We start from the raw sequence: 11,324 nt of genomic DNA on the forward strand, positions 1-11,324 counted from the left end.
GGCCACTTCGTGGGGACCAGGGCGCTGCCCTATCGCTGCTGTAGACGGCTCTAAGACCGAGCAAGCTCGGCCTAAGACCCGACGCGGCCCCGCCAAAGGCAACGCGTTTGGAATCCATTCGCCGCTTTCGCGGGGGCATAGCCTGACCAGACGACTCACGCCCTGCCGGTTAACGGCTGGGGCCGAAGGGGACGGCTTGCAATACGTGCCGCTTACCGAAACACCGCCCGCCGCCCCCTTCGGCCCCAGCCGGGGTGTTTTTAGGGGGAAAGAAACCGGACAGTTCTCAAATCAAGAACCCCGGCCCTGCCAATGTCCCAGACGCCGTAACGACAGACTTTTCAAATCTTCACCAAGCGGTTCACACGGCGTGGGCTAGTGTCCGCGAAGATTCGAACGGTCCGTTTTCGTCCCGGCAGGGCGAAAGCGGACCGTTCGAGTCTTCGCGGACGTCGCTTAGCCGCCGCCAGCCAATCCCCCGCCAACAACTCCCACCCCCTGAGCTACTCGCCCGCGCAGCGGAGATGGGGGTGCAGGGGCTTCGTCCCTGCCGGGTCCAGGGCAGCGCCCTGGTCGCGCCGAAGGCGGCCTCCGCCGGCGAGGCGGCCGCCGGAGGCATCTCCCGCTCGATCCTCCGGCCTAGAACGCCTCGTCCAGCAGTGCGTCCAGCCCGGCCTCGTCGCCGGTTTCCCTGTCCCACGCGCCGACGAGGCGGCCGTCTCGCATGAGGAGCAGGCGGTCGGCGAGTTTGCGGGCTTGGCGGAGGCTGTGGGAGACGACGGCGAGGGTGAGGCGCGGGGTGAGGGAGCGGAGCAGGTTTTCGATGATCTCGGCGGAGCGGTGGTCGACGGAGGCGGTGGGTTCGTCGAGGAGGAGGATTTCCGGGTCCAGGGCGAGGGCGCGGGCGAGGCAGAGGCGTTGTTGCTGTCCGCCGGAGAGGGTGGTGGCGTCGTGGTCGAGGCGGTCGGCGACCTCGTCGAGGAGGCCGACGTCGCGCAGGGCGGTTTCGGCGCGGCTTTTGGCTTCGGGTCCGGTGATGGAGAGAGTGAGTTCGAGGGGGAGGAGGAAGTTGCGCAGGATGGAGACGGGCAGGACGGCGGGGGTCTGGAAGACCATGCCGACGCGGCGGCGCAGGTTTTCGACGTCGGTTGCGGGGCTGTAGGCGTCGAGGGGGCCGGAAGGGAGGTCGAGGTGGACGGAGCCGGTGGTGCGGCTGTTTTCCAGGCATTCGTTGAGCCGGTTGACGGCGCGCAGGAGAGTGGTCTTGCCGGAGCCGGAGCGGCCGACGAGCACGGTGATGCGTCCGGCGGGCAGGTCGAGGTCGATGTCGCGGCAGGCGGGCTTGCGGTTGAAGGCGACGGTCAGGTTTCGGATGGCGGCGATGGTCATGCGCCTTTTCTCCAGCGGTTTTCCATGGTGCGGTGCAGGGTTCCGGCGGCCAGGAAGAGGACGGTTGTGAGGGCGAGGAGGACGAGGGCCGCGCCGAAGCCGCGTTCGAGGTCTTCGGGGCCCCGGTATTCGGCGGCGGCGGTATAGATATGGAACGGCAGGGCCTCGTAGACGCCGAAGAGGGAGCGCGGCAGGCCCGCGTTGGCGACCACGCCGGTGAGCATGATGACGGCGGTGTCTTCGGCGGCACGGCCGATGGAGAGGACGACGCCGCTCATGATGCCGCGTCCGGCCGAGGGGAGCAGGATGTGCCGGATGGCCTGCCAGCGGGTCAGGCCCAGGGCGGGGCCGAGGAGGCGCAGGTCGGCGGGCAGCGCGGCCAGGGTGGTGGCGGTGGCGTTGACCATGTAGGGCAGGACGAGCAGGCCCAGGCAGACGCCCGAGAGGAGCAGGCTCGCATTTGCCTCGGGGGCGATGGAGTGGCGCAGGTAGAGGATCAGGGCGAAGCCGAAGAGGCCCATGATGATGGAGGGCGCGCCCGCGAGGATGTCCACAAGCAGGGAGAGGACGCGGGCGGAACGGCCGGTGGCGTATTCGCTCAGGTGGATGCCGCAGAGGATGCCGAGGGGCACGGCGGTAAGTCCGGCCAGGGCCACGAGGCAGAGGGTGCCCGCGCAGGCGGGCCAGATGCCGTCCCAGACCGGGGCGAGGCCGAGGATGGCCTTGACGGGGTCGGCGTCGCCGAAGAAGAGGGCCGGCCCGAGAGCGTGGCGGGACTGGAGCCAGAGGAAGACGAGGAGTCCGGCGACGAGGAGCACGGGCAGGGCCGCGCACAGGCGGCAGAAGAGGGTGAAGCCGGGCTGTCGGTTCACGGGCGGCCTCCCCCTTGTATCCAGCGCAGGGCGATGGTGACCCCGGCGGTGGCGGTGAAGAGGAAGAGTCCGGCGGCGAAGAGCGAGAGGTAGGCCAGGCTGTGGCTGTCCGTGGCCACCACCAGGGCGATGTGGGCGGTCAGGGCGCGCAGGGAGTCGAGCGGCGAGCCCGGCAGTTGGGCGGCGTTGCCCGAGAGCATGAGGGGAATCATGGTGTCGCCGACGGCCCGGCCGAAGCCCAGGACCAGGGCGGCGGCGAAGCCCCGGCGGGACAGGGGCACGACCAGGTGGAGGAGGCGCTGGGCCCGGGTCAGGCCCAGGGCGGCGGCGGTGAGCCGGATGCGCGGCTCGGCGACCTGGAACTGGCTGTGGATCATCAGGGTCATGGTGGGCAGGATGAGCACTGCGAGCCCGAGGGCGGCGGCCAGCCAGGAGAAGCCGCTGCCGTGGTGGAAGGCGGCGCGCAGGAGCGGCACCAGGACGAACACGGCCACGAAGCCGTAGACCACGGTGGGCACGCCGGTCATGAGCTGCACGGCGCGCAGGACCAGGCGGGCGGCGCGCGGCGAGCCCAAGCCGTGGATGAAGCAGCAGACGCCCACGGCCACGGGAAAGGCCAGGGGCACGGCCGAGAGGGCGAGCAGGAGCGAGCCCGCCGCCATGGCCAGGATGCCGAATCCGCCGTGGAACGGCCGCCAGTCGGCGGTGAGGAGCCCGGCCAGGGTCTTCGGGTCCAGCAGGGGCAGGCAGAAGTGGACGAGGAAGGCGAGCAGGGCCGCGACCACGCAGCCGGTCAGGAGCGCGGACAGGCGCACCGCCGCCAGGGCGATGCCCTCTCCCGGTCGTCGATGAAGCGAATGCACGGTTCTTTGAGGGGGCGGACGGACCGGGCCGTCCGCCCCGCTTTTCTGGCTAGTGGAGCGGGATGTACCCGCTGTCCTTGATGATCTGCACGCAGTCCGGGCCCATGACGTAGTCCACGAACGCCTTGACGATGCCTGCGGGCTCGCCCTTGGTGTTCATGTAGAGCTTGCGGACCACGGGGTAGGAGCCGTCCTTGGCCGCCTCCTGGGTGGGGACGACGCCGTCCAGGGCCGGAGCCTTCACGGTGGCGTCCAGATAGCCGATGCTGGCGTAGCCGATGCCGTCCGGATCGCGTGACACGGCGGTCTTCATGGCCCCGTTGGAGGCGACCACGTTGGCCGAGGCGGCGATGGTCCCCTTCTTGAGGAGCTTCTTCCAGTACACCTCGCGGGTGCCGCTGGCCTCGTCGCGGGTGTAGAGGTTGATGGCCGCGTCCTTGCCGCCCACGTCCTTCCAGTTGGTGATCTCGCCCGCGTAGATCCTGCACACCTGGTCGGAGGTCAGGCCGCCGACCGGGTTGTCCGGGCTGACGATGGTGGCCACGCCGTCCACGGCGAAGGCGAACATGGCCAGGCCGTACTTGGCCACTTCCTCCTCGCTGGCCTTGCGGCCGGAGTTGCCGATGGCGACCAGGCCTTCGCCCACCTTCTGGATGCCGACGCCGGAGCCGCCCCCGGCGACCGAGATGCGGATGTCCGGATTGGCGGTCATGATGTTGCGGGCCGCCTTTTCCATGACCGGGATGTGGGCGGTGCCGCCCGCGATGGCAATGTCCCCTTTCTGTCCCTTGAAGGCGTCGAGCCCGGAGCCGAAGGCCACGGTGCACAGCGCAAGCAGCATCCCGAGTGCGAGCAATCCTCTTTTCATGAACCTCTCCCTTTGGTTGCGCGTTGGACGGCGGCGGCCGAAGGCCTCCCCCTTTGATCCGCGCATCCTATGCATCGCCATGTTCTATGGCAACCATTAACAGACTTGATAAGGATTCCGCACCGCCCACGACCGCCGAGGAACGGCGGAGCGAAAAGCTGGGGGTGGCGGGGCTCAGAGGGCGGGGGCGTCCGGCGCGCCGCCGGTCCGGACGGCCACGGGCACGGGCAGGCCGTCCACCAGGCGCACGCGGACCAGGTCGGCCAGGCGGCCGGGCGCGATGACGCCCCGGTCGGCCAGGCCGAGCATGTGCGCGGGGTTGGCCGTGACCAGGGCCAGGCAGTCGGCCAGGGGCAGGGAAAGGTCCCGTGAGGCCTGGAACGGGGCCAGGAGCAGGCTGGCGGGCACGTAGTCCGAGGCCAGGACCGTGAGCTGCCCGGCCGCCAGGACGTCCAGGGCCGAGACGTTGCCGGAGTGGGACCCGCCCAGCACGATGTTGGGCGCGCCCATGACCACGTCCATGCCCTCTTCGCGGGCGGCGCGGGCGGCCTCCAGGGTGGTGGGGAACTCGCTGATGGCGATGCGCTCGGCCCGGGCCTCGGCCACATGTCCGGGGGTGGCGTCGTCGTGGGAGGCGAGCGGGATGCCGCGCCGGGCCGCGCTTTCGATGATGGCCGCGCGCTGGGGTCCGGCGTAGCGCGCCTGCTCCTCCCGCAGCCGCGCCACCACTTCGGCGAACTCGGCGTCGGTCCAGGCCATGCCGCTGTAATACTGGCGGAACTTGCTCTCGTCCTTGTACTGGCGCTGGCCCGGGGTGTGATCCATGAGGGAGACCAGGCGGACCAGGGGGTTGGCCAGGTGCTCGCCCAGGATGGCCGGGGTCTTGGGGTCGGCGGTCTCGCAGCGCAGGTGAAGCAGGTGGCGCGAACGGAAGAGCCCGGCCGCCTCGCCGTCGGTCACGGCCCGGACCGCGTCGTTGAACATGCGCCGCCGGGTCTCCTCCTCGGGAAAGGCCTCGGCGCAGATGGAGTCGAGCACCGTGGTGATGCCGCAGCCGTGCATCATGGCGTCGTTGGCCACGGCGGCCGAGAGCGGCGACGGCCAGTAGACCCCGAAGCGGGGCGTGAACTGCCGCTCCAGGCTGTCGGTATGCACGTCGATCAGGCCGGGGACCAGGTAGTCCCCGCCCAGGTCCACGCCCCCGCGCACGGCCGTGCGGCCCGCGTCGATGCGCTCGATCCGGCCGTCGCGCACCACCAGGCACCCTTCGACCACGGCGTTTCCGGCCACGATGCGGCCGTTCTTGAGTACGGTTTCCATGTTCACCTCGCGGCTCGATTGTCGCCTGATCGGCGCGCTCCGGTCAACCGCCGGGGAAGACAATACGGATGAATTGTGGCATGTTGTCCCCAAGGAGCGCGCATGACCGAGACGAAACCGCCGCTGTGGCAACAGGTTCGGGACGAGATGGCCCGCGACATCCGGTCCGGCAAGGTCTACCCCGGCGAGCTGCTGCCCACGGAAAAGGCGCTGAGCGAACGGCTCGGCGTGCACCGCCACACCGTGCGCCGCGCCCTCCAGGAGCTGCGCGAGCAGGGACTGGTCCGCACCGAGCAGGGGCGCGGCACCGTGGTCCTGGAGCAGCCCTTCGAGTACAAGATGGGCCGCCGGACCCGGTTCAGCGAGAACATGAGCCTGAACCGGCTCAAGGCCCGCTCCCACTTCCTCTACGGCGACGTCATCACCGCGTCCGAGCTGGTGGCCGGGCAGTTGGAGCTGAGGCCCCGCAGCCGGGTCAGCTACATCGAGATGTACGGCGAGGCCGAGGGCAAGCGCGTCTTCGTGGCCTCCCAGTACATCCCCCACGTGGACATGGAAGACCTCATCGCGGTCTTCCGCAAGACCGGCTCCCTGACCAAGGCCTATCGCCACTACGGCATCAAGGACTATTTCCGCAAGGTCAGCCGCATCACCACCCGCCTCTCCAACCCCGAGGAGACCCGGCTGCTGAAGCTCAAGCAGAAGCAGCCGCTCCTGGTGGTCGAATACGTCAACGTCGACCCCTCGGGCCGCCCCATCGAGTTCGGCATCACCCGCTTTTCCGGCGACCGCATGGAGATTGTGGTCGAAGGAAACTAGCAGACTGTTGAAAAACGGCGATCTGCCGCATCGCTGCAAAAAGTTCAACCCCTCGCGTACAGGAAGTACGCTTCGACCTTGAACTTTTTTTTCGCCTCTTGCATCGCGTCATTGCTGAACAGCCTGATTTTCCTTCTTTTTCAACGGGTTGCCAGTCAATTGGAGCGCGTCACGCAAGCGCCACCAAGCTTCACGGAACCGTTACCGAAACAACAGACGAATCGCCAGGGTTGTCTGTTCTGAAAACCGTGCGCCCGCCTATGATCCAGGCAGTCCCGGAACCGTTCCGGGCCTCCCACGGCGGCACGGATGTCTTGCCTACCCCCCTCCCGGACCGGGAGCGCGCCGACGTTGCGGAAAACCACCCACGCAGGAGAAGAACGTGATGAAACGCTGCTCATTTGTCGCCGCCCTGGCCGCGGCGCTGGTCCTGATGCTGTCCTCCCTGGCGCTGGCCGGCGAGATCCTGGTCTACACCGCCCTGGAAGACGACGAAATTCCCGTCTACCTCGACATCTTCAAGAAGTCCCACCCGGACATCGACGTGAAGATCATCCGCGACTCCACCGGCATCGTCACCGCCAAGCTGCTGGCCGAGAAGGACAACCCGCAGGCCGACGTGGTCTGGGGCACCGCCGCCACCTCCCTGATGCTCTGCGACCAGGCGGGCATGGTCGAGCCCTACGCGCCCAAGTACCTGGACAAGGTCGCCGCCAACATGCGCGACAGCAGCAAGGTCCCCCACTGGGTCGGCATCAAGGCCTGGATGACCGGGTTCGTGACCAACACGGTCGAGGCCGAGCGGCTCAAGATGCCCATCCCGCAGTCCTACGCCGACCTCATCAAGCCCATCTACAAGGGCCAGCTCATCATGCCCAACCCGGCCTCCTCGGGCACCGGCTTCCTGACCGTCTCCGCCATCCTCCAGCTCATGGGCGAGGAAAAGGGCTGGGCCTACCTGGACAAGCTGCACGAGAACATCCTGCGCTACACCCACTCCGGCTCCAAGCCCGCCAAGCTCGCGGGCGCGGGCGAGGCGGTCGTGGGCATCTCGTTCGCCTACCGGGGATTCATGCAGAAGGCCAAGGGCGAGCCGGTCGTGACCACCTTCCCCAAGGAAGGCTCCGGCTGGGACGTCGAGGCCAACGCCCTGATAAAGAAGAAGGACATCAAGCCCGAGGCCAAGGCCTTCCTGGACTGGGCCCTGAGCCCCGAGGTCATGCAGGCCTACGGCAAGGTCTACCCCGTCACCGCCTACCCGAGCGGCAACCCGGTGCCCGACGGCTACCCCAAGGACCCGGCCGCGCAGATGATCAAGAACGACTTCAACTGGGCCGCCAAGAACCGCACCCGCATCCTCAAGGAGTGGTCCGCGCGCTACGACGGCAAGTCCGACCCCAAATAACGGCCCTCCCCAACGACTCCAACACGGGCGGCCCGGACTCCTTCCGGGCCGCCCATCGAGGCTTTGCAGCATGACCTCCACCGAATCCGAAACCTACCTGAGCGTGGAGCGCGTGACCAAGCGCTTCGGCGCGTTCACGGCCCTCTCCGACGTCAGCTTCACCGCGCGGCGCGGCGAATTCCTCTCCATCCTCGGCCCCAGCGGCTGCGGCAAGACCACCATCCTGCGCGCCGTGGCCGGGCTGGAGCCCCAGGACGAGGGCGTGGTCCGGCTCAAGGGCCGCGACGTCTCCACCATGCCGGTCTCCAAACGGCACGTTGGCATCGTCTTCCAGTCCTACGCCCTGTTCCCCAACCTCTCGGCCAGGGACAACGTGGCCTACGGCCTGCGCAAGGACCTGAAGGACCGGCGGGCGCTTGCCGAGCGGGTGGACAAGCTCCTCGCCCTGGTCGGGCTGGAGGCGGCGGGCAACAAGTACCCGTCCCAACTCTCGGGCGGGCAGCAGCAGCGCGTGGCCCTGGCGCGGGCCCTGGCCCTCTCGCCGGACCTGCTCCTGCTCGACGAGCCCCTCTCCGCCCTGGACGCCCAGGTCCGGGTCATGCTCCGGGCCGAGATCCGGGCCCTGACCCAGCGCCTGGGCATGACCACCATCATGGTCACCCACGACCAGGAGGAGGCCATGACCATGGCCGACCGCATCCTCATCATGAACCAGGGCCGCCTGGTCCAGAACGGCTCCCCGTCCGACATCTACGAGGCCCCGGCCTCACCCTTCGTGGCCTCGTTCATCGGCTCCATGAATTTCGTGAGCGGCGACATGCACTGGGACAGCCGCACCTTCCACCGGGGCAACCTTTCCGTGAAGATCGACCGGGACGTCTCCCCCTTCGGCAAGGAAGCCGTGGCCGCCATCCGGCCCGAGGACATCCGCGTCTCCACCAACGGCGAGGCCGGGCCCAACGTCTTCGAGGTCGAGGTGGACAACGTGGAATACCGGGGGCCCGTCTACCGGGTCACCATGCGGCTGCCCTTCGGCGGCGGCCAGACCCTGCCCCTGGTGGCGGACATCACGGCCGATCAGGCCCGGCGCACGGGCGTCAGCGGCCGCACCCGCGCCAAGGCCATCCTCCCGGCCGACCGGGTCCACCTCTTCCGGGCGGAGGCCTAGCCCATGGCCCAGGCGAACCAGGCGGCAGGCGCGGCCCTGCCCGCCGCCGACACCTTCGACCGCGAACTCTGGCTCAAGCGCGCCCTGATTCTGCTGGTCTCGGCCTGGCTGGTGGCCGTGGTCATCCTGCCGCTCATACAGCTCCTGTCCAAGAGCCTGTTCGACAACCACGGCGTCTTCGTCGGCCTGGCCAACTACGTGGAATACTTCACCACCCCGGAGCTCAGGCGGTCCATCGGCAACTCGGTCTTCGTCTCGGTGACCACCACGGTCATCTCGGTGACGCTCGGCTTTCTCTTCGCCTACGCCCTGACCCGGACCTGCATTCCCCTCAAGGGCGCGTTCCGGGGGTTGGCCATGATGCCGCTCTTCGCCCCCACGCTCCTGAACGGCATCGCCCTGATCTACCTCTTCGGCCGCAAGGGGCTCATCACGCGCGGGTTCTTCGGGGCCATCCCCGGCTTCGACATCGGGCTCTATGGCTCCACCGGCATCATCATCTCCGAGGTCATCTTCACCTTTCCCCAGGCCATGCTCATCCTCTCGGTGGCCCTGCGCATGACCGACGCCCGGCTCTACGAGGCGTCGCAGTCCATGGGGGCCTCCCGGCTGCGCACCTTCCTGACCGTGACCCTGCCGGGCGTCAAGTACGGGCTCATCAGCGCGATCTTCGTCTGCTTCATCCTGGCCTTCACCGACTTCGGCGCGCCCAAGGTGGTGGGCGGCCAGTACAACATCCTGGCCACGGACATCTACAAGCAGGTCATCGGCCAGCAGAACTTCACCATGGGTGCGGTGGTCAGCGTGGTTCTGCTCATCCCCACGGTGCTCGCCTTCGTGGTGGACCGCATCGCCCAGCGGCGGCAGGTCGCGCTCATCCAGGCCAAGTCCGTGCCCCTCACGCCCAAGCCGGACAAGCAGGTGGACGGCTTCTACCTCGCCTACTGCTCCTTCATCTCCCTGCTCATCCTCGCCTTCTTCGCCACGGCGGCCTACGCCTCCCTGGTCAAGGTCTGGCCCTACAAGCTGGAGCTCGGGCTGTGGCACTACCAGTTCCGAGGCACCGGCGGGGGCGGCTACGGCGCGTTCTTCAACTCGGTGCGCATGGCCTGCTACTCCGCCGTGGTCGGGACGGCCGTGACCTTCTTCAGCGCCTATCTCATCGAAAAAAGCCGGGGCATGCGCGCGCTGAGGCAGACCAGCTACTTCCTGTCCATCCTGCCCCTGGCCCTTCCCGGTCTGGTCATCGGCCTGGCCTACATCTTCTTCTTCAACGCGCCGGGCTGGACCTTCGGGGGAATCACCATCCCCAACCCGTTCAACTGGCTCTACGCCACCATGGGCATCCTGGTTCTCTCGAACATCGTCCACTTCTATTCGGTCAGCTTCCTGACGGCCACCACGGCCCTCAAGCAGCTCGACAAGGAGTTCGAGACCGTGTCCGAATCCCTGGGCGTGCCGTTCCACATCACCTTCTTCCGCGTCACCGTGCCCGTCTGCCTGCCCGCCATCCTGGAAATCGCCATGTATTACTTCGTCAACTCCATGGCCACGGTCTCGGCGGTCATCTTCCTCTACTCGGCGGACATCCCGCTCGCCTCGGTGGCCATCGCCAACATGGACGACGCGGGCGACATCGCCCCGGCCTGCGCCATGTCCATGCTCGTGGTCCTGGCCAACGTCGCGGTCCGCCTGCTCTACGGCCTGCTGACCCGCAAGGTGAACCGGCGCACCCAGGCCTGGACCCGGCGCTGAGGACGCGGCCGCCCGCCTCGCGGTCCGGCCGAAACCATTTTTTTGCGCGGCGCACGTACAAATCGGAGAATTTGTCTGTTCTCCTCCCGAACGCGCGGCGTATGCTGGTTTTGACCGTTTCCCCCGGACGGTCGAATTTCGCCAACACCGACCCCGGTCCGACCGGGCATTCTGGAGACAGGCAATGAAAGCATTCATCCGCAATACCCCCTACACCGGACCGGTCCAGGCCGTGGTCCTCGACTGGGCGGGCACCGCCGTGGACTACGGGTCCGTGGGCCCGGTGGCCGTGTTCGTGGAGGTCTTCGCGAACCGGGGCGTGGACGTCACCTGGGCCGAGGCGCGCCGCCCCATGGGCCTCATGAAGCGCGACCACATCGTCTCCATGTGCCAGGACCCGGACGTCCTGGCCAAATGGCTCTCGGCCAAGGGCGCGCATCCCGCCGAGGAGGACATCGACGCCATGTACGTCCAGACCGAGAAGCTGATGGTGGCCTGCATCGCGAAGCATTCCGACCCCATCCCCGGCCTGCTGGACGCCATCGCGGTCCTGCGCGACATGGGCGTCAAGATCGGCTCCTGCACCGGCTACACCGGCCCGATGATGGACGTCCTGGCGCCCGAGGCGGCCAGGAAGGGCTACAAGCCCGACTCCGTGGTCTGCTCCACCGACGTGCCGCGCGGCCGCCCCTATCCCTACATGTGCTACCAGACCGCCATCAACCTGGAGGTCTACCCCATGGAGGCCATGGTCAAGATCGGCGACTCCATCAGCGACGTCCAGGAGGGCCTGAACGCGGGCATGTGGACCATCGGCCTGACCAAGTCCGGCAACGAGATGGGCCTGACCCTCGACGAGATCTCC

The 11,324-nt window shown here is 68.0% G+C and carries 10 protein-coding genes; 5 read left to right on the plus strand and 5 right to left on the minus strand.

From position 1 onward, the window contains the following. Positions 1 to 639: 639 nt before the first annotated feature. The 5 genes from PHP91_RS15665 to PHP91_RS15685 form a co-directional block, all read right to left on the minus strand. On the minus strand, positions 640 to 1,389 hold the full coding sequence (locus PHP91_RS15665) for a phosphate ABC transporter ATP-binding protein (protein ID WP_300142840.1): 750 nt from the start codon (positions 1,387 to 1,389) through the stop codon (positions 640 to 642). Beyond that, positions 1,386 to 2,261: an ABC transporter permease subunit gene (locus PHP91_RS15670; RefSeq protein WP_300142843.1), complete on the minus strand. Its 876-nt coding sequence runs from the start codon at positions 2,259 to 2,261 to the stop codon at positions 1,386 to 1,388. The genes PHP91_RS15665 and PHP91_RS15670 overlap by 4 nt, the downstream gene beginning before the upstream one ends. Then, positions 2,258 to 3,124 carry an ABC transporter permease subunit gene (locus PHP91_RS15675; protein ID WP_300142846.1) on the minus strand — a complete coding sequence of 289 codons (867 nt, stop codon included), beginning with the start codon at positions 3,122 to 3,124 and terminating at the stop codon, positions 2,258 to 2,260. Before PHP91_RS15675 ends, PHP91_RS15670 begins: the two co-directional genes overlap by 4 nt. A gap of 49 nt (positions 3,125 to 3,173) precedes the next feature. After that, the gene (locus tag PHP91_RS15680) at positions 3,174 to 3,992 is read right to left on the minus strand and encodes a phosphate ABC transporter substrate-binding protein (protein WP_300142849.1); all 819 of its coding nucleotides are present in this window, start codon (positions 3,990 to 3,992) and stop codon (positions 3,174 to 3,176) included. Positions 3,993 to 4,166: 174 nt separating this feature from the next. Beyond that, a complete protein-coding gene (locus PHP91_RS15685) occupies positions 4,167 to 5,318 on the minus strand; it encodes an alpha-D-ribose 1-methylphosphonate 5-triphosphate diphosphatase (RefSeq protein ID WP_300142852.1) in 1,152 nt (383 codons plus the stop codon). Between the two features lie 96 nt (positions 5,319 to 5,414). Here PHP91_RS15685 and phnF point away from each other — a divergent pair, with 96 nt between their 5' ends. From phnF to phnX, 5 genes are all read left to right on the plus strand, one after another. Then, positions 5,415 to 6,131 carry a phosphonate metabolism transcriptional regulator PhnF gene (gene phnF, locus PHP91_RS15690; protein WP_300142855.1) on the plus strand — a complete coding sequence of 239 codons (717 nt, stop codon included), beginning with the start codon at positions 5,415 to 5,417 and terminating at the stop codon, positions 6,129 to 6,131. Between the two features lie 385 nt (positions 6,132 to 6,516). Next, entirely contained in the window at positions 6,517 to 7,536 is a 1,020-nt protein-coding gene (locus PHP91_RS15695; RefSeq protein WP_300142868.1) for a putative 2-aminoethylphosphonate ABC transporter substrate-binding protein, read from the plus strand. Between the two features lie 70 nt (positions 7,537 to 7,606). Beyond that, positions 7,607 to 8,704 (plus strand): ATP-binding cassette domain-containing protein, encoded by a 1,098-nt coding sequence (locus PHP91_RS15700; RefSeq protein ID WP_300142857.1) that lies wholly within the window; start codon positions 7,607 to 7,609, stop codon positions 8,702 to 8,704. Positions 8,705 to 8,707: 3 nt separating this feature from the next. Continuing rightward, positions 8,708 to 10,459, plus strand: coding sequence for a putative 2-aminoethylphosphonate ABC transporter permease subunit (locus tag PHP91_RS15705; protein WP_300142860.1), 1,752 nt, complete (start codon positions 8,708 to 8,710; stop codon positions 10,457 to 10,459). A gap of 184 nt (positions 10,460 to 10,643) precedes the next feature. Then, the coding region (gene phnX / locus PHP91_RS15710; RefSeq protein ID WP_300142864.1) for a phosphonoacetaldehyde hydrolase at positions 10,644 to 11,324 on the plus strand (681 nt) is incomplete at its 3' end.

The organism is Pseudodesulfovibrio sp., from assembly GCF_028692895.1.
Taxonomy (GTDB): Bacteria; Desulfobacterota; Desulfovibrionia; order Desulfovibrionales; family Desulfovibrionaceae; genus Pseudodesulfovibrio.